This is a genomic window from Streptomyces sp. NPDC058240, from assembly GCF_042882135.1.
In the GTDB taxonomy this organism is placed as follows: domain Bacteria; phylum Actinomycetota; class Actinomycetes; order Streptomycetales; family Streptomycetaceae; genus Streptomyces.
The window spans coordinates 139,746-159,943 of the sequence record NZ_JBHVWT010000007.1 but is presented as its reverse complement, the minus strand read 5'-3'; the positions used below and the strand labels follow the sequence as shown (position 1 = coordinate 159,943).

15 protein-coding genes and 1 pseudogene are annotated in these 20,198 nt (G+C 70.3%); 11 read left to right on the top strand and 5 right to left on the bottom strand.

Features of this window, described 5'->3' with window-relative positions:
- Positions 1-138: 138 nt before the first annotated feature.
- Together acs and ACFVX4_RS15770 are read right to left on the bottom strand one after the other, a co-directional pair.
- Positions 139-2,136 carry an acetate--CoA ligase gene (gene acs, locus ACFVX4_RS15775; RefSeq protein ID WP_389976790.1) on the bottom strand — a complete coding sequence of 666 codons (1,998 nt, stop codon included), beginning with the start codon at positions 2,134-2,136 and terminating at the stop codon, positions 139-141.
- 164 nt (positions 2,137-2,300) lie between these two features.
- Complete coding sequence (locus ACFVX4_RS15770) at positions 2,301-4,997, bottom strand: SulP family inorganic anion transporter (protein WP_389976787.1); 2,697 nt, start codon at positions 4,995-4,997, stop codon at positions 2,301-2,303.
- A 283-nt stretch (positions 4,998-5,280) separates the two neighbouring features.
- Here ACFVX4_RS15770 and ACFVX4_RS15765 point away from each other — a divergent pair, with 283 nt between their 5' ends.
- Positions 5,281-6,690 carry a hypothetical protein gene (locus ACFVX4_RS15765; RefSeq protein ID WP_389977042.1) on the top strand — a complete coding sequence of 470 codons (1,410 nt, stop codon included), beginning with the start codon at positions 5,281-5,283 and terminating at the stop codon, positions 6,688-6,690.
- 168 nt (positions 6,691-6,858) lie between these two features.
- Here ACFVX4_RS15765 and ACFVX4_RS15760 read toward each other — a convergent pair whose 3' ends face one another.
- Positions 6,859-7,854 (bottom strand): ATP-binding protein, encoded by a 996-nt coding sequence (locus ACFVX4_RS15760; protein WP_389976782.1) that lies wholly within the window; start codon positions 7,852-7,854, stop codon positions 6,859-6,861.
- Between the two features lie 102 nt (positions 7,855-7,956).
- Between ACFVX4_RS15760 and ACFVX4_RS15755 the strand changes: the two genes are divergently transcribed.
- Positions 7,957-8,781 (top strand): oxidoreductase, encoded by an 825-nt coding sequence (locus tag ACFVX4_RS15755; protein ID WP_389976779.1) that lies wholly within the window; start codon positions 7,957-7,959, stop codon positions 8,779-8,781.
- Positions 8,782-9,311: 530 nt separating this feature from the next.
- Here the strand turns inward: ACFVX4_RS15755 and ACFVX4_RS15750 are convergent.
- Positions 9,312-10,151 (bottom strand): HAD family hydrolase, encoded by an 840-nt coding sequence (locus tag ACFVX4_RS15750; RefSeq protein ID WP_389976777.1) that lies wholly within the window; start codon positions 10,149-10,151, stop codon positions 9,312-9,314.
- Between the two features lie 568 nt (positions 10,152-10,719).
- On the opposite strand from ACFVX4_RS15750, the gene ssd reads away from it, so the two are divergent.
- From ssd to ACFVX4_RS15715, 7 genes and pseudogenes are all read left to right on the top strand, one after another.
- The gene (ssd, locus tag ACFVX4_RS15745; RefSeq protein WP_389977039.1) at positions 10,720-11,781 is read left to right on the top strand and encodes a septum site-determining protein Ssd; all 1,062 of its coding nucleotides are present in this window, start codon (positions 10,720-10,722) and stop codon (positions 11,779-11,781) included.
- Positions 11,778-12,926, top strand: coding sequence for a TadA family conjugal transfer-associated ATPase (locus tag ACFVX4_RS15740; protein WP_389976774.1), 1,149 nt, complete (start codon positions 11,778-11,780; stop codon positions 12,924-12,926). The genes ssd and ACFVX4_RS15740 overlap by 4 nt, the downstream gene beginning before the upstream one ends.
- Positions 12,923-13,804 (top strand): type II secretion system F family protein, encoded by an 882-nt coding sequence (locus tag ACFVX4_RS15735; RefSeq protein WP_389976772.1) that lies wholly within the window; start codon positions 12,923-12,925, stop codon positions 13,802-13,804. The genes ACFVX4_RS15740 and ACFVX4_RS15735 overlap by 4 nt, the downstream gene beginning before the upstream one ends.
- Positions 13,801-14,601 (top strand): type II secretion system F family protein, encoded by an 801-nt coding sequence (locus ACFVX4_RS15730; protein WP_389976769.1) that lies wholly within the window; start codon positions 13,801-13,803, stop codon positions 14,599-14,601. Before ACFVX4_RS15735 ends, ACFVX4_RS15730 begins: the two co-directional genes overlap by 4 nt.
- 58 nt (positions 14,602-14,659) lie before the next feature.
- Positions 14,660-14,860, top strand: coding sequence for a DUF4244 domain-containing protein (locus ACFVX4_RS15725; protein WP_389976766.1), 201 nt, complete (start codon positions 14,660-14,662; stop codon positions 14,858-14,860).
- The gene (locus ACFVX4_RS15720; protein WP_389976764.1) at positions 14,847-15,269 is read left to right on the top strand and encodes a TadE family type IV pilus minor pilin; all 423 of its coding nucleotides are present in this window, start codon (positions 14,847-14,849) and stop codon (positions 15,267-15,269) included. The genes ACFVX4_RS15725 and ACFVX4_RS15720 overlap by 14 nt, the downstream gene beginning before the upstream one ends.
- A pseudogene (locus ACFVX4_RS15715) lies at positions 15,266-15,646 on the top strand (Rv3654c family TadE-like protein); the annotation flags it as partial. The gene ACFVX4_RS15720 and the pseudogene ACFVX4_RS15715, both read left to right, overlap by 4 nt.
- Before the next feature lie 43 nt (positions 15,647-15,689).
- Here ACFVX4_RS15715 and ACFVX4_RS15710 read toward each other — a convergent pair.
- The gene (locus ACFVX4_RS15710) at positions 15,690-18,341 is read right to left on the bottom strand and encodes a DEAD/DEAH box helicase (protein ID WP_389976760.1); all 2,652 of its coding nucleotides are present in this window, start codon (positions 18,339-18,341) and stop codon (positions 15,690-15,692) included.
- Between the two features lie 78 nt (positions 18,342-18,419).
- On the opposite strand from ACFVX4_RS15710, the gene ACFVX4_RS15705 reads away from it, so the two are divergent.
- Complete coding sequence (locus ACFVX4_RS15705) at positions 18,420-18,773, top strand: STAS domain-containing protein (protein WP_003967428.1); 354 nt, start codon at positions 18,420-18,422, stop codon at positions 18,771-18,773.
- Positions 18,774-19,386: 613 nt separating this feature from the next.
- Positions 19,387-19,869, top strand: coding sequence for an ATP-binding protein (locus ACFVX4_RS15700; protein ID WP_389976757.1), 483 nt, complete (start codon positions 19,387-19,389; stop codon positions 19,867-19,869).
- The last annotated feature ends 329 nt before the right edge of the window (positions 19,870-20,198 follow it).

The following is a 20,198-nucleotide window of genomic DNA, read 5'->3' as shown; positions in this document are numbered from 1 at the left end:
AGCTGTCACTGTACCCGGGGTGTGCGGGGCTCTATCCGGTGATCTTCACCTTAAATGCCCGTGGGGCATCCGGCGCGTTGCCGGATGCCCCACGGGGACGTACTGCTGCTCGCTGTGGTCGGTCCTCGGAGGCTGTGGTCAGTCCTCGGAGGAGGACGACGGCAGCTGGGTCTGGATGAGGTCCATCACCGAGGAGTCGGTGAGCGTCGTGACGTCGCCCAGCTCGCGGTTCTCGGCGACGTCGCGCAGCAGACGCCGCATGATCTTGCCCGAGCGGGTCTTCGGCAGCTCGGCGACCGGCAGGATCCGCTTCGGCTTGGCGATCGGGCCGAGCGTGGCACCGACGTGGTTGCGCAGCTCGGCGACGAGCTCGTCGGAGGCGTCGGCCGTACCGCGCAGGATCACGAAGGCGACGATGGACTGGCCGGTCGTCTCGTCGGCGGCACCGACCACGGCTGCCTCGGCGACCGAGGGGTGCGACACGAGCGCCGACTCGACCTCGGTGGTCGAGATGTTGTGCCCGGACACGAGCATCACGTCGTCGACCCGGCCGAGCAGCCAGATGTCGCCGTCCTCGTCCTTCTTGGCGCCGTCGCCCGCGAAGTACTTGCCCTCGAAGCGCGACCAGTAGGTGTCGATGAAGCGCTGGTCGTCGCCCCAGATGGTGCGGAGCATCGACGGCCACGGCTCGGTGAGGACGAGGTAGCCGCCCCCGCCGTTCGGAACCTCATTGGCCTCGTCGTCGACGACCGTGGCCGAGATACCGGGCAGGGCGCGCTGGGCGCTGCCCGGCTTGGTCTCCGTCACGCCCGGCAGCGGCGAGATCATCATCGCGCCGGTCTCGGTCTGCCACCAGGTGTCCACGATCGGGCAGTTGTCGGCGCCGATGTGCTTGCGGTACCACATCCACGCCTCGGGGTTGATCGGCTCACCGACCGAACCGAGGATCCGGAGACTGCTCAGATCGAACTTGGCGGGGATGTCGTCACCCCACTTCATGAACGTGCGGATCGCGGTCGGTGCGGTGTAGAGGATCGTGACGCCGTACTTCTGCACGATCTCCCAGAAACGCCCCTGGTGCGGGGAGTCGGGCGTGCCCTCGTACATGACCTGCGTCGCGCCGTTGGCCAGCGGGCCGTAGACGATGTACGAGTGGCCGGTCACCCAGCCGATGTCGGCGGTGCACCAGAAGACGTCGGTCTCCGGCTTGAGGTCGAAGACCGCGTTGTGGGTGTACGCCGCCTGCGTCAGGTAGCCGCCGGAGGTGTGCAGGATGCCCTTCGGCTTACCCGTCGTACCGGAGGTGTAGAGGATGAAGAGCGGCTGCTCCGCCTCGAAGGCCTCGGGGGTGTGCTCGGCGGACTGCCGGCCGGTGATCTCGTGCCACCAGACGTCGCGACCCTCGGTCCACGCGGTGTCCTGGCCGGTGCGCTGCACCACGAGGACGTGCTCGACGCTGTCGATACGGGAGACGGCGTCGTCCACGGCGGGCTTGAGCGCGGACGGCTTGCCGCGGCGGTAGCCGCCGTCGGCGGTGATGACGACCTTGGCGTCCGCGTCCTGGATGCGGGCCGCGATGGCGTCGGCGGAGAAGCCGCCGAAGACCACCGAGTGCGCGGCGCCGATGCGGGCGCAGGCCAGCATCGCGATGGCGGCCTCGGGGATCATCGGCAGATAGACGGCGACCCGGTCGCCCTTGCCGACACCGAGCTCGATGAGCGCGTTGGCGGCCCGGGAGACCTCGTCCTTGAGCTGTGCGTAGGTGATGGCGCGGCTGTCGCCGGGTTCGCCCTCGAAGTGGATGGCGACCCGGTCGCCGTTGCCGGCCTCGACGTGGCGGTCCACGCAGTTGTACGCGACGTTGAGCTTGCCGTCCGCGAACCACTTCGCGAAGGGCGGGTTGCTCCAGTCGAGCGTCTCGGTCGGCTCCGTGGCCCAGGTCAGGCGGCGGGCCTGCTCGGCCCAGAAGCCCAGCCGGTCCGCCTCGGCCTGCTCGTACGCCTCCGCCTTGACGTTGGCGTTCGCGGCCAGATCGGCAGGCGGTGCGAACCGCCGCTCCTCACGAAGCAGATTGGCCAAGCTTTCGTTGCTCACGACATCTCCCATTCCCAGGGTGTCCGTTGTGTCCCGGGGCATAGCTCATCAGGCCAAAGGCCGCGTGACAAGTGTCTGCCCGGAATTGGTTTAGACCTGTATCTCGTGTATGGAGACACGGTCCCGCGCCCGCATGCGATGCGGCGAGGTGCGGCGCAGCGCGGAGGCAGGGCCACAAGGTCTCACGGACCCGGGGCGAAGGTGGTTCAGACGCCGGTCCGTTCCAACTCGCCGGAACCGGCGGGATCGCCGGGACCCACGCGGTCGAAGACCTCGTCGAGCTCCAGCCCGCTGCTCGCCCCCTCGGTCAGCAGATAGGCCTGTGCCTCGCCCACATGGAAGTACATGCCGTGCAGCCGGAGCGTACCTTCGGCGAGCCGCCGCGACACCGATTCGTGTGCCCGCAGATGGTCCAGCTGCTGGACCACATTGGTGAGGCAGAGCTGCTCCAGCGCATCGGTCGGCAGCCGTCCGGAGATCCGGGCCCAGGCGTGGTGCCGGGATGCCATCCGCTCCAGGCTCGGCAGCCCATGTCTCAGCCACCGCCACAGGGATGTGGGGGGAGTCTCCGGGGCCGGTCCGGTGCCGAGCAGTGCCTGCATCGCTCCGCAGCCGGAGTGCCCGCAGACGGTGATGGACTCCACCTTCAGTACGTCCACCGCGTACTCGATCGCTGCGCCCACCGAGTCGTCACCCGACTCGGCGTTCGGCAGGGGCACCAGATTGCCGACGTTCCGCACGGTGAACAGGTCACCCGGGCCGCTCGCTGTGATCATGCTGGTGACCAGGCGGGAGTCCGCGCAGGTGATGAAGAGCTGGGACGGTCGCTGACCCTCGACGGCCAGCCGGGCCAGCTCCTCGCGCACCAGCGGAGCGGTGTTGCGCTGGAATGAACTCAGGCCGCTGATCAGCCGATTGCCGCCGACCCGGCGGCCAGTGCCGGAGTGCGAATCGGCCGTTCGGCCGGGGAGGCGGTGGACTGCGGGGGCCGGGCCAGGAGTGGGCTCGGGGCCGGGACCGGAGGTGGGGGTGGGGGTGAGGGAGAGAGCGTGGTCAGGCGTGAATGTGGCTGTGGGCGTGGGCGTGGGCGTGGGCGTGGGTGTGGAAGTGCTGTGGGTCGTGTCGTGGGATGTGCCGAGGTGGCTGGTGCCGGAGTGGGCGCCGATGAAGGGGGTGTCGAGGCCCTGGTCGGCTTCGGGCGTAGGGCCGGGCCCGTCGTGGCAGTGATGGTTGCGCCATGGTGTCCAGGGGCGGCAGCAGGAGTGCGCCGCCGAGGCGGGCTCGGCGATCCGGCCACCGGACCTGCCGGTGAACACGACCCTGCCGCCGTGGGCGGTCTGGGCAGTGCTCCAGTCCTGGATCGCCTCGTACGCCGCATGGTCCATGAAGAAGCCGTCCAGTTCGACGACGGCATCCCCGCCTTGGGGCAGCTGGCCCAGCGTACGGCTGAGCAGGGGTACCGCGAGGAACGTCAACTGTCCTCGTACGACGACCAGATGCCGTCCTCCCTGATCGGTAACCATGATCCGGGTTCGGGTCAGCCGGTGCAGGGCGACCGCCACCGCCACCGTGATGCCGATCGCCACACCCTTCAGTACGCCGAAGAGGACCACGCCGGTGATCGTCGCCCCGTACACCAGGAATTCGCGGTGCTTATGGACGTTGCGGATGTGGGCAAAACTCACCATCTGGATACCGACCATCATCACCAGTGCGGCGAGCGCGGCCAGCGGGATCCACTCCAGCACGGTGACCAGCAGCCCGGTGGCGAGCAGCACCCAGACGCCGTGGAGCACGGTGGAGGCGCGCCCGGTCGCCCCGGCGCGTACGTTCGCCGAGCTGCGCACCGCTCCGCCGGACACGGCCAGCCCGCCCACCAGCCCGGACAGGGTGTTGGCGATGCCTTGGGCGCGCAACTCACGGTCGAGATCGGAGCGTCTGGCCGGCGGTGTGGGCGAGGCGGGCGGTGCGGGCGAGTCGGGTGAGCCGGACGATGTGGCCGAAGTCGAGGGCGAGGGCGCGGCCGACAGCTTGTCCACGGCCATCGCGGCGAGCAGCGACTCCAGGCTGGCCACCAGCATCACCGTGAACACGGCCGTGGCCAGGGCGAGTACGGGGCCGTGCGGCATCTCCGGCAGGGCGTGCGAGCGCCAGGACGGCAGATCGACCCGAGCGATTCCGGGGGCGACGATCGCAGCCACCGCCGTAGCGGTCACCACCGCGGCGAGAGCGGCCGGAATCCGTCGTACACCGCGCCCGATCCGGCCCGGAATCCGCGGCCACAGGACCAGGACGGTGATGGTCAGCATGCCGATGAGTGGGGCGGCCGGGCCCACCCGGCCCAACTGGTCGGGGAGTGCCAGTGCGTTGGCGACGGCTGAACTCTGCGGCGAGCCGCCGAGCACGATGTGCAGCTGGGCGAGTGCGATGGCCACGCCGATGCCGGCGAGGGTGCCGTGGACGATGGCGGGGCTGACGGCGAGGGCGCTGCGCGCCGCCCGCAGTGAGCCCAGCAGGATCTGTAGAAGCCCGGCGCCGATGGTGATCGCGCAGGTGGTGCGCCAGCCATAGATCTGGATCAACTCGGCCGTGACCACGGTCAGTCCGGCGGACGGGCCGCTGACCTGGAGGGGGGTGCCGCCGAGCAGTCCGGCGACGATGCCGCCGATCGCGGCGGAGATGAGGCCGGCTTCCAGCGGGGCGTCCATGGCGACGGCGAGACCGAGCGACATGGGGACGGCGAGCAGGAAGACCGTGATCGATGCGGACAGATCGGCGCCCGCGATGCGGAATCGTCCACCGCGCGGTGGCGGCGGGCTGTGTGGTCGTTTGACTCCCGAGGCGCGCGGTGGGCGCGAACTGCGGGATGTGCGGTTGTGACGAGTGGGGACGCAAGCAGACATGTTCCCGTCTCCTCCGGGGCAGCGCGGTCGCGGAATGTGGGGACGCGGCCGTGGGTCACGGCGTGCAGCGGCGGGATTTCTCAACGCTCAGTAAATAGATCGTAATGGAGAGTAAAGATCTGTGTCCATACTTGAGGTCAAATGGACCGTTTGACCACCCATTCAAGTGAATAAGCATCTTTTCATTCGGCCTGTCGTGCTGATCCGACGGAACCGTGTGCGAACTTGACCGCGCCGTGTCGGCACTTCGACGCGAATGACCTGCAAGGAAGAGGGTGGGCGGATGGTGGCCGCCACGACGAGAGTCGCCGCGAAGAGAGTCGTGAGGAAGAGAGGCGCCGCGAGGAAGGCTGTCGCCGGGCGGGTCGCCCTGGGTGTCGTGGCTGTCGCACTGACTGCGGGAGTGGCCGGGTGCTCCTCCGATGCCGGCCGCGGAGCCGCCGGACCGGGGGCGGCGAAACAGGCCGCCGGAGCGAAGAGGCAGGCCGCCGGGGTGAAGAGGCAGGCCGCCGGGGCGAAGAACAAAGCCCCTGAAGCCGCGCCCAAGAACGTTTTCCGGCTCATCGGTGACGGTTCCACCGCCTTCACCGGCAGTCAGCCGAAGCAGCCCGTGCCCAAGCGCCTGGCGCCCGGTCAGAAGCCCCCGCAGTTCGTGGTGTTCTCGTGGGACGGCGCAGGCGAGGACAGCCAGAAGCTGTTCTCGCACTTCCGCGAGGTCGGCAAGAAGTACCACGCGAACATGACGTACTTCCTCAGCGGCGTGTACATGCTGCCGGAGGACAGGCGGGAGCTCTACGACCCGCCGAAGCACAACGCCGGCAGCTCGGACATCGGCTTCAACGACACCGAGGGAATCCGGAACACCATCACCCAGGTGCGCGGGGCCTGGGAGGACGGTGACGAGATCGGCACCCACTTCAACGGGCACTTCTGCGGTCCCGAGGGCGGCGGCACCTGGTCCGTCGATCAGTGGAAGAGCGAGATCAGCCAGGCCAAGTCCTTCGTGAAGAACTGGAAGACCAACGACCCCGGCCTCGAAAGGGAGAAGCCGCTTCCCTTCGACTACGACAAGGAGCTCGTCGGCGGCCGCACCCCCTGCCTGGAGGGGCAGAAGAACATGGTCGCCGCGGCGCGGACGATGGGCTTCCGTTACGACTCCAGCGGGGTCAACAACCAGGTCTGGCCCAAGATGAAGGGCGGCATCTGGGACCTCTCGATGCAACTCGTCCCCGTGCCGGGCCGGGCGTTCGAGACCCTTTCGATGGACTACAACTTCATGTTCAACCAGTCCGGTACGACGCAGGGCGACCCGGACCAGCACGAGTACTGGGGCAACCAGATGCGCGACGGCCTGCTCCAGGCCTTCGACCGCTCGTACGACGGGAACCGCGCGCCGCTGATCATCGGCAACCACTTCGAGTCCTGGAACGGCGGCACCTACATGCGCGCCGTCGAGCAGACCATCGCGACGGTCTGCACCAAGGAGGGTGTGCGCTGCGTGTCCTTCCGGCAGCTGGCCGACTGGCTGGACGCGCAGGACCCGGCGACGCTGGCGAAGCTCGGCACGCTCGACGTCGGCCAGTCACCCGAGAAGGGATGGACCGCGTTCCTCGACGGAGCGGGGACTTCCGGATCCGGCCGGGCGGCGGGGGCCGACAAGCATGACCAAGGAACCGGCGAGCGCGGCCGCTGAGCTGGGCGGCCTTCGGCTGTGGCCGACGCGTCGTGCGCCGAACGGGCCGGGCAGCAGGGCCGCGCGTCGGGTGCCGGACGGGTCGGAGAGCCGATCCCGTTCGGCACCCGAGGATGCAACGGCTCCCGGCGGGGCGGCGCGAACCCTTCCGGCGGGGGCGCCGAGGGCTCAGGCGGGCTGGGCGGCGCCGTCCTGCGCGTACCGCTCGTCGAGAACGAAGGCGGGGTCGACCTGGGCGGCCAGGTCGGCGCCCGTCTTCTCGTTGCCCCAGCTCTCCGCGTTCTTCAGATGGAAATGCACCATCTGCCGCGTGTAGCGCCCCCAGTCCCGCTGCTCGTACGAGTCCTCCGCAGCATTCTGCAGCGCCTGCAGAGCCATCCGGTTATCCGCCTCCAGTAGCTCGAAGCGAGCAGGGCGGCCTTTCTCCATCGCCCGTACCCAGTCGGAGTGCCCGACGCTGACCAGCAGGTCGTCGCCCACCTCGGCGCGCAGGAACTCCAGATCGTCCTCGCCCTGCACCTTGTTGCCGATGACCTTCAGCGCGACCCCGAAGTCCCGCGCGTATTCCTTGTACTGGCGATAGACCGAGACGCCCTTACGGGTCGGTTCCGCGACCAGGAACGTCATGTCGAAGCGGGTGAACATCCCCGAGGCGAAGGAGTCCGAGCCCGCTGTCATGTCAACGACGACATAGTCGTCGGGACCGTCGACGAGATGGTTGAGGCAGAGCTCGACCGCGCCGACCTTGGAGTGGTAGCAGGCCACGCCCAGATCCGACTCGGTGAACGGCCCGGTGGCCATCAGCCGGATCTCCCCGTCGTCGAGCCGGACCGCACGGGCGCACGCGTCATAGATCGGGTTGTCCTCGCAGACCCGCAGCAGCCGGGAGCCCTCGCCGGGCGGAGTCGTCTTGATCATCGTCTCGCTGGAGGCGATACGGGGGTTGCTGCCGCGCAGATACTCCTTGATCAGAGGCAGGTGCGCTCCCATGGCGGGCAGCGCTGCGGCCTCCTGGTCGTCGAGGCCGAGCGCGGCCCCGAGGTGCTGGTTGATGTCGGCGTCCACCGCGACGACATGGGCTTCATTGGCGGCGAGGTGGCGGATGAAGAGCGAGGACAGCGTCGTCTTGCCGCTGCCGCCCTTCCCCACGAAAGCGATCTTCATGTTCACCTAGGGTAGCGGGGTGATCGCGTTCTGCTGTCGCACTTCGTGAAGAAGGCCACTCCCGGGCGGTATCGGCACAGCGGGCGCGTAGCCTCGTTACCTATGAGTACGACTGCCTCTGATCCGCTCGCCGCCCTCGGCGCCCTGCCGGGCGTCGCCGATGCGGTGGACTCCGTACGCAAGGCCGTCGACCGGGTCTACGGTCACCGCGTCATGCGGCGCCGCAGCAATGAGGTCACCGCGGAAGCGGCACTGCGCGGCGCCCGTGGCTCGGCGGCGCTGTCGGGAGCCGACTGGAATCTGGAGGAGGTGCGCCGGCGTACCGACTTCAGTGGTGATGGTGAGGCGCATGTGGTCGGGGCGGCTCTGAGGCTGACTGCCGAAGCGGGTCAACTGCTCTCCATCTGGCGGCAGTCACCGCTGCGGGTGCTGGCACGGCTGCATCTGGTCGCGGCCGGCGGGGCGGCACCGGACGATGCTGTCGGCCGGCCGAGGCTGGCGGGCGAGCCTGTGGACGAGCCGCTGGTCGAGGCGCCGCTGCCGGATGCCGACGAGGTGGCCGGACGGCTGGAGGGACTCTCCGGGCTGATTCTTTCGGGTACTTCGGCGCCAGCGCTGGTGACGTCGGCGGTCGTGCACGGTGAACTGCTGGCACTGCGCCCCTTCGGCTCGTACAACGGCCTCGTGGCGCGGACCGCTGAGCGGATCGTGCTGATCGGGAGCGGCCTCGATCCCAAATCGATCTGCCCCGCCGAGGTGGGCCATGCCGAACTGGGGCGGGCGGCGTACGTCGCGGCGTTCGAGGGTTATCTGTCGGGAACGCCGGACGGGATGGCGGCCTGGATCACGCACTGCGGACGCTCCGTGGAGCTGGGCGTCAGGGAGTCGACGGCGGTGTGCGAGGCGCTGCAGCGCGGAGCCGCGTAACAGTGGAGCCGCGTAAGAGGGGAATGGCCGGAGCGGCCGGATCGCTGTGGTGAGCGCGACACCGTGTGCGTCGCGGTGTGCTTCGGGATAAATCCACCGAAGTAACTTCATCGCGGTAACTCCACCGAATTGTCTTCACCGCGTCGACTTCGCTGCCCGACAAAAGGGTTGCGGCGGTACCGTCCTCGGTACCGCCGCTGGCATGTCTACCCAGTTACCATGCGTCCTCGATATATGCCCATCAGGTCGGGATACTTTGCCCGTTCCCTGGTGCGGCTGGCCCGTAATCGACGGGTCGACGTCGCGTGGGTGCTCGGTTTTCATGCTCGGTCCGTGGGGCCGTCTCTGCGCTACAGGTAATCCTCTCGGATGTCCTTGGTCTCGCGGGCCGTTGAGTCATTTGTACTCCAGAGCCGGGGTGAGCGGTAGTGCTGGCCCTACTTCTTTACTTTTGGGTTCAATTACGGGCGAGTTGGATAATTCGGCGCCGGCCTGGTCGGCGTACGCCGGACCGCCGCCCGGAGCGTGCGTCAGGCGGATCCCGTCGTGGCGCGGCGGCGGGAGGTGTACCAGACCAGCCCTGCCGTGACGGCGGCTGCGCCCACCGCTGCCGCCGCGACCAATGCCGGACGTGGCGGCAGCGAGAACGTGGGCAGCCGCTGCTTGAGCCGGACCGGTCGGTCGAAGACGAGAATCGGCCACTCGCGCAGGGTTGCTTCGCGCCGCAGCGCGCGATCCGGATTGACCGCGTGCGGATGGCCGACCGACTCCAGCATCGGTACATCCGTGGCGGAGTCGCTGTAGGCGTAACAGCGTGAGAGGTCATACCCCTCCGACACCGCGAGGGCCCGGATCGCCTCGGCCTTGGTCGGCCCGTACGCGTAGTACTCGACTTCGCCGGTGAAGCAGCCGTCGTCGCCGACGATCATTCGGGTGGCGACGACCCGGTCGGCGCCGAGCAGCTCGCCGATCGGTTCGACGACCTCGGCGCCCGAGGTCGAAACGATCACCACATCGCGTCCGGCGGTGTGGTGCTCCTCGATGAGCGTCGCCGCTTCGTCGTAGATGATGGGGTCGATCAGATCGTGCAGGGTCTCGGCGACGATTTCCTTCACCTGCTGGACGTTCCAGCCCTTGCAGAGTGCCGAGAGATATTCCCGCATCCGCTCCATCTGGTCGTGATCCGCACCCCCGGCAAGGAACACGAACTGTGCGTACGCAGTGCGCAGTACAGCGCGGCGGTTGATCAGTCCGCCTTGGTAGAAGGACTTGCTGAAGGTCAGTGTCGAAGACTTCGCAATGACCGTCTTGTCCAGGTCAAAGAAGGCGGCTGTGCGCGGCAAGAAGCGGTTTTCCACAAGGCAGAGCATAGGGGGACATCATTCGGCGTAAACTCTGGCGCGTGGGTTTGCCTGAGAAGGCTCTCGGGTACACCATGGAAGTCACGGATCGTTCGCGACCGTGCTAACCCGGTCCGGCTCCTCCCCCCCCCCGAGTCGGCCGTGGGGACGACCCCCGCTCTCCCCCCCGGCGGGGGTCGTCGCATGTCCGGACGCGTTTCTGTCGTTCGGAATCAAGCATTCCGCCTCCATTTCGGCCGCGACGGCCCGCTTCCCGTTCCGTCACCCCACCACCATGACTCGTCACGGTGCGTAGTGGAAGTGCTGCGCTCCGGAAGTCGCCGGTATGAGCGACGGAGATATTCACAACGGTGGAGTTGTCCACAGTTTTCGAGCAAGATCCACACGATTTTCCGAAGCGCTGCACGGTGATTCCACCGCGAAGTCCGCGGGTTGTGGAATCGCCGATCCCGGAACGCTCCGAGATCACCGCGAACCGCGATGAAGGTGCAGTGAGAAGGGGGCGGAGATCGTGGCCGAGTCCATCGCACGGGATCCTCTGCCGGCCGCCGGAGCGCGGCGGGGCGGACCGCTGATCGTGACCGAGGATGTGGAACTGCTCGACGATCTGCTGCGGCTGTGTGCGGCCGCTGGAGCGGAACCGGAAGTTCATCACTCGCTGCCCGAGAACAGAGGCAGTTGGGAGAAGGCTCCGATGGTTCTCGTGGGCGACGATGCCGCCCAGCGGTGCCGAGGGGCGGTACGCAGGCGGGGTGTGATGCTCGTCGGCAGGGATCAGGACGCCCCGGACGTCTGGCGCCGCGCCGTGGAGATCGGGGCCGAATATGTGCTGAGGCTGCCCGATTCGGAGAGCTGGCTCGTCGACCAGATCGCCAATGCGGCGGAAGGCGTGGGCCGGCCGGCGCTCACCGTGGGGGTGATCGGCGGCCGGGGCGGCTCCGGTGCGTCCACACTGGCCTGCGCCCTCGCGGTGACCGCGGCGAGGGCCGGGCGGCGGACCATGCTGATCGACGGTGACCCGCTCGGCGGCGGCATCGACGTGCTGCTCGGTGGCGAACGGGCCGAGGGGATGCGATGGCCGGATTTCGCCCACTCCAAGGGGCGGGTCGGCGGGGGAGCGCTGGAGGAATCGCTGCCGGCGCTGCATGGGCTGCGGGTGCTCAGCTGGGGCCGCGACGACTGGGTGGTCATCCCGCCGCAGGCCATACGGGCCGTGCTGGCTGCCGCACGCCGGCTAGGCGGGGTGGTGGTCGTCGATCTGCCGCGCCGGGTCGACGAGTCGGTGGCCGAGGCGCTCGCGCAGCTGGACCTCGGGCTGTTGGTGGTCCCGGGGGAGCTTCGCGCGGTAGCGGCGGCGAAGCGTGTGGCGTCCATGGCCGGGATGGTCCTGGACGACCTGCGGGTGGTGTCTCGCGGGCCGTACGCGGCGGGCCTCGACGAACGGTGGGTGGCGCAGGCGCTGGGGCTGCCACTCGCCGGTGAACTCCCGCTTGACGCAGGGTTGTCGGCCGCTCAGGACGGCGGTACGCCGCCGGGCGGCAGCGCGCGTGGTCCGCTGGCCAGGTTCTGCGCTGCGTTCTGGGAGCGGGCGCTCGCTCCGGAGGGCGCGGGGGGACGCGCCGCCGGAGGTGCGTCATGACGGAGACGCTGCTCGATGTTGTACGGCAGCGGCTGGCGCAGAACGGCACGGCACCGACGCCGGCCGGGGTCGCGGCCGCGCTGCGGGCCCAGGGGCGGCTGCTCGGGGATGCCGAAGTGCTCGGTGCGGCCGATGAGTTGCGCGGCGAGCTGGTCGGGACCGGGGTGCTGGAGCCGCTGCTGGCCGACCCGGCGGTGACGGACGTGCTGGTCTCCGCGCCGGACCGGGTGTGGGTGGACCGGGGCGGCGGGCTCGAACTCACCGGGGTGACCTTCACGGATGCCGCCGCGGTGCGCAGGCTGGCGCAGCGGCTGGCCGCCGTGGCGGGGCGACGGCTGGACGACGCCCGCCCCTGGGTGGACGCGAGGCTGCCGGACGGCACCCGTATGCATGCCGTGCTGCCGCCGGTGTCCGTCGGCTCGACGTGCCTGTCGCTGCGGGTGGTGCGGCCCAGGGCCTTCTCGCTGACGGAGCTGGTCGCGGCCGGGACGGTGCCGCCGGGTGGTGACCGGGTGCTGCGGGCCCTGGTGGAGGCCCGGGTCTCGTATCTGATCAGTGGAGGGACGGGGGCCGGGAAGACGACTCTTCTGTCGAGTCTGCTGGGTGCGGTCGGGGAGCGGGAGCGAATCGTCCTCGCGGAGGACTCGGCGGAGCTGCGGCCGGACCATCCCCATGTGGTGCGCCTGGAGTCGCGCCCCGCCAACCAGGAGGGGGCGGGCCGGGTGACGCTCCGGGACCTGGTGCGGCAGGCGCTGCGGATGCGGCCCGACCGGCTGGTGGTCGGAGAGGTGCGGGGCGCCGAGGTCACCGAACTCCTGGCTGCTCTGAACACCGGCCACGAAGGCGGCTGCGGGACGGTTCACGCCAATGCGGCCGAGCGCGTACCGGCCCGTCTGGAGGCACTGGGGACGGCGGCGGGACTGGACCGGACGGCGCTGCACAGCCAGTTGGCGGCTGCGCTGTCGGTGGTGGTCCATCTCGCGCGGGACCGGGCCGGACAGCGGCGGATCGCCGAGGTGCAGGTTCTGGAGCGGGACGCGGCGGGGCTCGTGGTGACCGTGCCCGCGCTGCGCTGGGGCACCGATGGATTCGGGCGGGAGCGGGGCTGGGAGCGGCTGCGGTCGCTGATCGGGGGTGCGCTGTGACCGGGGGTGCGCCGACGGGGCTGTCGGCGGGCGTGAGCTGTGCGGTGGTCCTGTGCGTCGGGGTGGCGGCCTGGCTGATGGCGGCGCAGGACCACGGGCGGCGGAGGGCCCGGGTGCTCTTCGCCGACGGGGCGGTTCGGTCGCCGTTGCGTGCGTGCCGGGAGCGGACCGGGGCGTGGGTACGGGAGTGGTCGGGGGAGCGGCGGGAGTGGCTCTGCCTTCCGGTGGCATTGGTCGTCGCCGTGCTGGGGGAGTCGGTGTTGCCGCTGCTGGCCGGTGCGGTGGCGGTGCCGCTGGTACGGCGGTGGCTGCGGAGGCGGGCCCGGGGCAAGGAGCGGGAACGCCGGGCGGCCGGGGTGGTGGCGCTGTGCGGCGCGGTCGTGGGTGAGCTGCGGGCCGGACACGAACCGGGTCAGGCGTTGCTCGTCGCCGTCCGCGGCACCGGGGTGATGGGGGCGGCGGAGGCCGGTGTGTCTGCCGCGGCGCGATTCGGTGGTGATGTGCCGGGGGCGCTCGGGCAGGCGGCACGGGAGCCGGGCTTGGACGGTCTCGCCGGGGTGGCGGCCTGCTGGCGGGTGGCGGCCGACGGTGGGGCCGGGCTCGCGGCGGGTCTGGACCGCCTGGAGGGCGCGTTGCGGGCCGAGCTGCGCAGACGGGAGGAATTACGGGCCCAACTGGCGGGTGCCTGGTCGACGGTGGCCGTGTTGGCACTGCTTCCGGTGCTGGGTCTGGGGCTGGGGGCGGCGCTCGGGGCCGATCCGTTGAGGGTGCTGTTGCACACTCCGGCCGGGCTCGTCTGTCTGGCGACGGGCGGAGCGCTGGAGGCGGCCGGGCTCTGCTGGGCCGGCCGGATCGTACGGGCGGGGGACGTGGCATGACCGCGGTCACCGGCGACGTCGTCCACCGGGTGGCGGCGGTGTGCGCGGTGCTGAGCGCGGTCGCTTGTCCGGCCCTTGCGTTGGCAGGACTGCGGCGGAGGCGGACGGTGCGCCGCCGGGGCGCGGTGCTGCTGGCGATCGGCTCGCCGAAGGGCCGGCGCGGGCGGGGACACGCGGCACTCGGCGCCCGGACGAAGCAGTGGATCGCGCCACTGGGCGCTGTGGCGGCGGGCTGGGTCCTGATCGGCGGCGTGCCTGGGTGCGTGGCAGGACTCGTGGGAGCGTACGGCGCCTGGCGGTGGCAACGGGCCCGAGGCGGACGCGAACCGGGGGCCGGGCTCGCGGAGATGGCGGAGACCGCACGTCAGCTCCCGCTGGCGGCCGACCTGTTGGCGGCCTGCATCTCCGCAGGGGCCGGGCCCCGGGAGGCGGCCGAGGCGGTGGGGGAGTCGCTCGGCGGGCCGGTCGGCGTGCACCTGGCGCGGACGGCCGCGGAGATCCGTCTCGGTGGTGAACCTGCGGAGGCCTGGGGGCGGTTCGGGGAGATACCGGGTGCAGGTGCGCTGGCCCGCTGCCTGGACCGGGCGGGGTCGACCGGAGCCCCGGCGGCGGAGCCGGCGGCTCGGCTGGCCGAGGCGATGCGGGCCGAGCGTGCGAGTGCGGCCGTGGCGCGCGCCCAGCGGGCAGGCGTGGCGATGACCGCTCCCGTCGGACTCTGCTTTCTGCCCGCTTTCCTGACGGTCGGGGTGGCGCCGGTGGTGATCGGTCTGGCGACCGGGCTGCTTCACACCGGATGACAGAAAAGTATGAGTAAAAATCCATTAAGTATGAATTAAGAATTCCACGGGGGTTGAAATGGTGCGGCGAATCAAGGACTGGGTGCGCGGCATGGCACGCCGAGTCCGGTCGGACAGCGGAATGACGACATCCGAATATGCGGTGGGGACGATCGCGGCCTGTGCGTTCGCGGCGGTGCTCTACAAGGTGGTCACCAGCCAGCCGGTCATGTCCGCATTGCAGTCGCTGTTGAAGGACGCGCTCGATGCGAAGTTCTGAGAGCGCCCCCGGGGCGCTCGCCGGAGGGCGTTCCCGTATCGGGGGCGGGCGAATCGGGGCCCGAAGGGATCGGGGCGCGGTGACGGCGGAAGCGGCCATGGCGATTCCGGCGCTGGTGGTGTTCGCCCTGGCGTTGGTCTGGGCGCTGATGGCCGCTTCCGCCCAGATCCGGTGCGTGGACGCGGCGAGGGCCGGGGCGAGGGCGGCGGCCCGTTCGGAGCCGGACGCGCAGGTGCTGGAGGCCGCCCGTTCGGCGGCACCCGGCGGGGCCGAAGTCGCGATGGAGCGGGCCGGGGAGCTGTGGCGGGTACGGGTGGCGGCGTCGATGCCGGGGCCGGGCCCGCTGGCCCTGACGCTTCACGCGGAGGCGGCGGCACTGGCCGAGGACACGGTAGGGGTGACGCAATGACCCGGACGGTCCGGACGGTCGAGAGGGGACGTGCCGCTGCCCTCGCATGGCTGCGTGCCGCCGCCCTTGCGCGGCTGCGTGGCATCGCCCTTGTGCGGCTGCGCAGGAGCAGGGAGTCGGCGGATGGGGACAGGGGCCTGGCCACGGTGTGGGTGGCGATGACCACGGCCACGCTGTGCGCGGTGTTCGCGGTCGTGCTGGCCCTCGGGCAGGTGGTGGCCGTCCGGCACCGGGCGGGCGGAGCGGCGGACCTGGCGGCCCTGGCCGCGGCCGACCGGGCCCTGCAAGGCCCTGGGGCGGCGTGTGGGGCCGCCGGGAAGGTGGCCACGGCGCAGGGAGCCGTGGTGGTCCGGTGTGCGGTGCGCGGGGAGATCGCCGATGTGACGGCCCGGGTGAGTTTCGGGCCGTACGCACCGGCGGTCAGGTCGAGGGCCGGCCCTCCGGCGGCTGCTCCCGGCTATCCCGGGCCGCTGCCTCCGACCCAGCCTCCTCCGGCGCCGACTCCGGCACCATCGGCTCCGCAGGGCTCGGCTCCGGCCGCGCCGCCTCCGCCTCCAACGGCTCCGCAGGGCTTGGTTCCGGCTCCGGCTCCGGCGGCTCCGCAGCGCCTGGCTTCCCCGGGTCCGGAGGTGCGGATCGCAGGAGTTCGGTGAGGAGGCGCACGGCACCGCGTTTGTGCAGTGGTTCGTTGCCGTTGCCGCACTTGGGGGACTGGACGCAGGACGGGCAGCCCGCATCGCATTCGCAGGACGCGATCGCCTGGCGGGTCGCTGTCAGCCACGTACGGGCGGTGTGGAAGGCCCGCTCGGCGAATCCGGCACCGCCCGGGTGGCCGTCGTACACGAAGACCGTGGGCAGCAGGGTGTCCGGGTGCAGGGGCACGGAGACGCCGCCGATGTCCCACCGGTCGCAGGTGGCGAAGAGCGGCAGCATCCCGATCGACGCGTGCTCCGCGGCGTGCAGGGCGCCGCCCAGGATCTCCGGGTTGATGCGGGCGGCGTCGAGCTGGTCCTCGGTGACCGTCCACCAGACGGCGCGGGTGCGCAGCGTGCGGGGCGGCAGGTCCAGTTTGGTCTCGCCGAGGACCTCGCCGGTGATCAGCCTGCGACGCAGGAAGGAGACGACCTGGCTGGTGACCTCCACGGAGCCGTAGCAGAGCCGCCCGTCACCCCACGGGATCTCGGTGTCGGTCTCCAGGACGGCGATGGAGGTGGTGTCGCGTGCGGTGGTCGAGTACGGCGGATCGGCCTCCTCGACCAGGGCCACCGAATCCTCCAGGTCCAGCTTCCGGACCAGGTAGGTGCGGCCCTGATGGAGGTGGACGGCGCCCTCGTGGACGGCGGTGTGCGCGGCCGATTCGTCGACGGTGCCCAACAGCCGGCCGGTGCCCTCCTCGACGATCTGGACGGGGCGGCCGCCCTCGCCACGGATGTCGGTGAGGTCGGCGGCGCGCTCGCGGCGGGTCCAGTGCCAGCCCGATGCCCGTTTGCGGAGCAGTTTCGCGGCCTCCAGCTGCGACAGCAGTTCGGCCGCGGCCGGGCCGAAGAGTTCCAGGTCCGGCTCGGTGAGGGGGAGCTCCGCGGCGGCGGCGCACAGATGGGGGGCGAGTACGTACGGATTGTCAGGGTCGAGGACGGTCGACTCCACGGGCTGCTGGAACAGCGCCTCGGGATGGTGGACGAGGAAGGTGTCCAGCGGGTCGTCGCGGGCCACCAGGATGGCCAGGGCACCCTCGCCGGAGCGCCCGGCGCGGCCCGCCTGCTGCCACAGCGACGCCCTGGTGCCGGGATAGCCGGCGATGACGACGGCATCGAGGCCGGAGACGTCGATGCCGAGTTCGAGGGCCGTGGTGGCGGCCAGTCCGAGCAGTTGCCCGGAGTGCAGGGCGTGCTCCAGGGCGCGGCGTTCCTCGGGGAGATAGCCCCCGCGGTAGGCGGCGACCCGGGCCGGCAGCGAGCGGTCCACCTCGGCGAGGCGCTCCTTCGCGATGACGGAGATCAGCTCGGCACCGCGCCGGGAGCGTACGAAGGCGACCGAGCGGACGCCCTGGACGGTGAGATCGGTGAGGAGGTCGGCGGTCTCGGCGGTGGCGGTGCGTCGGACAGGGGCGCCCTTCTCGCCGTGCAGGTCGGTCAGGGGCGGCTCCCACAGCGCGAAGACCAGCTCGCCGCGGGGCGAGGCGTCGTCGGCGACCTCCTTGACCGGGAGGCCGGTGAGGCGGCCGGCCGCGACCGAGGGGTCCGCCGCGGTGGCGGAGGCGAGGAGGAAGACCGGATCGGCGCCGTAACGGGCGCACAGGCGCCGTAGACGGCGTATCACCTGGGCGACGTGGGAGCCGAAGACACCGCGGTAGGTGTGGCACTCGTCGATGACGACGAAGCGCAGGGCGCGCAGGAAGGAGGACCACCGGGGGTGGGACGGGAGTATCCCGCGGTGCAGCATGTCGGGGTTGGTCAGGACGTAGTTGGCGTACTGACGCACCCATTCGCGTTCCTCGACCGGAGTGTCGCCGTCGTAGACCGCGGGCCTGATGGCGTTGCCGAGCGGTGCCGCGAGCTGCTTCACGGCACGCCTCTGATCGGCGGCCAGGGCCTTGGTGGGGGCCAGGTACAGGGCGGTGGCGCCCCGGCCGTTCGGGGCCTCGGAGCCGTCGAGCAGGGCGCTGAGGACCGGGGCGAGGTAGGCGAGCGACTTTCCGGACGCCGTGCCTGTGGCGATGACCACGGAATCGCCGTCCAGGGCGTGCTCGGCGGCGGCCGCCTGGTGCGCCCACGGGTGATCGATTCCGGCCTTGTGGATCGCAGCGACGACTTCCGGCCGGATGCGATCGGGCCAGATGGCATGGGTTCCCGCACGCGGGGGCAAGTGCTCCGTATGAGTGATGCGCGCGGACCGGCCCGCCACTGCGGCGAGCCGGTCGAGGACCATGGCGGGAGAGGGTCTGGGGGCGCTGTTCCCGGGTGGTCGACTGGGGCGGTGATTCTTGGCCATCGGGACCGAGTGTGTCACTGGCGTGACGGACAATGGTCCCAAGGCGTCGTGCATGGCTGCTGGTAAGTGATTGAATGCCATCGCGGCTGGCGATCCGTTCCCTGGCTCCGCCGGGGAGACCGAGGGGCGACCGCTCGATAGCAAGGTGCTGGAGGATCCGTGGACCTGTCCTTGTCGACTCGCAATGTGTCCGGCCCTGGTGGCGACCGTACGGTCGTCGAGGTCGGTGGCGAGATTGATGTGTATACCGCGCCCAAGCTGCGCGAGCAGTTGGTCGAGTTGGTGAATGACGGCAGCTACCACCTGGTTGTCGACATGGAAGGCGTCGACTTCCTCGACTCCACCGGCCTCGGCGTGCTCGTGGGTGGCCTGAAGCGTGTCCGGGCCCATGAGGGCTCGCTGCGCCTGGTCTGCAACCAGGAGCGCATTCTCAAGATTTTCCGGATCACTGGTCTGACCAAGGTGTTCCCGATTCACACCACGGTCGACGAGGCCGTTGCGGCCACCGACTGACGGTCGGCCCGGGTCGGTCCGCCAGGCGGATCGGCCGAAGGCCGGTTCGGCACCCAGTCGGCGCACCAGCTGCCCGCCAGGCGGCCGGTGCGACGTGGGCGTGCCTGATGGCGGATTGCCATGAGGCGGACCGATCGGCCGGTCGGACAGTCGACCGGCCGGGCGGCCGGAGGATCGGGTAGCCGGGTGACCGGCGCCCCGAACGGCAGGACAATCGGACCGGACGGTGTTCGACGGGACGTGGGCCAGTCGGTCGGCGAGCCGTCGGCGGTCGGCCGGTGATCTGTCGTTCGGTCGTCCGTCGGCCGGGTCGTCCGGTGATCGGCCGCTCGAGAGTGGCCCGGCTGCCGGACGGAGGCCTGTCGGCAGGTCGGCGGCTCTGTCTCGGCCGGCATGTGCGTCGGTCGGCTGTACGCCGGCTCCGGTCGGCTGTCCGGTGGCCGACGACGCGACCGGCGAACCGTCGGGGCCGACGGAGCCATCGGTTCGGGCAGAAAGCCGTCGGTTCCGGAAGAAGAACCGGAAGAGACCAGAAGAAGAGAAGAAGAGCAGGGACAGCGGGCAGCGCGCCCGGGACCCTGGGATGCATGCCCGTACGTCTGAGGGGGATCGCATGACCACCGTTGAACTCCGCTTCAGCGCCCAGCCCGAACACGTCAGGACGGCCCGCCTCGTGGCAGCCGCCGTGGCGCGCCGGGCAGGGGTCGACGAAGCCGTGCTCGACGAGGTCAGACTCGCTGTCGGTGAGGCCTGCAGTCGCGCAGTCGGGCTGCACCGCAGCCATGGCATCACCGCTCCCGTCTCCGTCGTCCTGAACGAGGAGGAGAAGTCCTTCTCCGTCGAGGTCGGCGACGAGGTGCCCGGACCGGGGGACGATCCCGCTCTCGGCGGACCCGTTGGAGCCTCCGCGACACGCGGCGCCACGCCCGGCGCGGGGCTCGATGAGCCGGATCACGAGAGTGACGCCGGTGGCGAGGACGAGATGGGTCTCGCGGTCATCAGCGGCCTTGTCGATGATGTGGAAGTCAGATCGGGAGCCAACGGCGGAGTGATCCGCATGAGCTGGCCGAAGACGCCCGTGACGGTGCAGCCATGACGATGCCGCCCCTGCTCCCCTGAGGCGCCACAGGCGCCATGGGTGGCCGACCTGCCCCGGTCCGGCCGAATCCCTTCCCCGATCCATTTCTTGATCCGACTCTTGAGGCCCTGCTCAGCGGGGCCTTTTTAATTTGTGCGTGATCATTTATGTGTGATCAATGATCTACGGAAAATGTACCTGCCCCATTACTGCATTAGGGTCTGTCCGGGAGCGCGATCATTTGCCGATCGGCCGGTGAAGGTCAATTACATTTACCGCGCACTGTTTTGATCAGCTCCCGCTCCCTACAATCCGTCCACGTCTTGAGCGCTGAGCGTCAAGGAGGA

Bases quoted from the DNA above. Each gene is read 5' to 3' on its own strand.
- acs (WP_389976790.1), bottom strand. From the start codon at position 2,136: ATGCCCCGGGACACAACGGACACCCTGGGAATGGGAGATGTCGTGAGC.
- ACFVX4_RS15770 (WP_389976787.1), bottom strand. From the start codon at position 4,997: ATGTCTGCTTGCGTCCCCACTCGTCACAACCGCACATCCCGCAGTTCG.
- ACFVX4_RS15765 (WP_389977042.1), top strand. From the start codon at position 5,281: ATGGTGGCCGCCACGACGAGAGTCGCCGCGAAGAGAGTCGTGAGGAAG.
- ACFVX4_RS15760 (WP_389976782.1), bottom strand. From the start codon at position 7,854: ATGAAGATCGCTTTCGTGGGGAAGGGCGGCAGCGGCAAGACGACGCTG.
- ACFVX4_RS15755 (WP_389976779.1), top strand. From the start codon at position 7,957: ATGAGTACGACTGCCTCTGATCCGCTCGCCGCCCTCGGCGCCCTGCCG.
- ACFVX4_RS15750 (WP_389976777.1), bottom strand. From the start codon at position 10,151: ATGCTCTGCCTTGTGGAAAACCGCTTCTTGCCGCGCACAGCCGCCTTC.
- ACFVX4_RS15740 (WP_389976774.1), top strand. From the start codon at position 11,778: ATGACGGAGACGCTGCTCGATGTTGTACGGCAGCGGCTGGCGCAGAAC.
- ACFVX4_RS15730 (WP_389976769.1), top strand. From the start codon at position 13,801: ATGACCGCGGTCACCGGCGACGTCGTCCACCGGGTGGCGGCGGTGTGC.
- ACFVX4_RS15725 (WP_389976766.1), top strand. From the start codon at position 14,660: ATGGTGCGGCGAATCAAGGACTGGGTGCGCGGCATGGCACGCCGAGTC.
- ACFVX4_RS15720 (WP_389976764.1), top strand. From the start codon at position 14,847: ATGCGAAGTTCTGAGAGCGCCCCCGGGGCGCTCGCCGGAGGGCGTTCC.
- ACFVX4_RS15710 (WP_389976760.1), bottom strand. From the start codon at position 18,341: ATGGCATTCAATCACTTACCAGCAGCCATGCACGACGCCTTGGGACCA.
- ACFVX4_RS15700 (WP_389976757.1), top strand. From the start codon at position 19,387: ATGACCACCGTTGAACTCCGCTTCAGCGCCCAGCCCGAACACGTCAGG.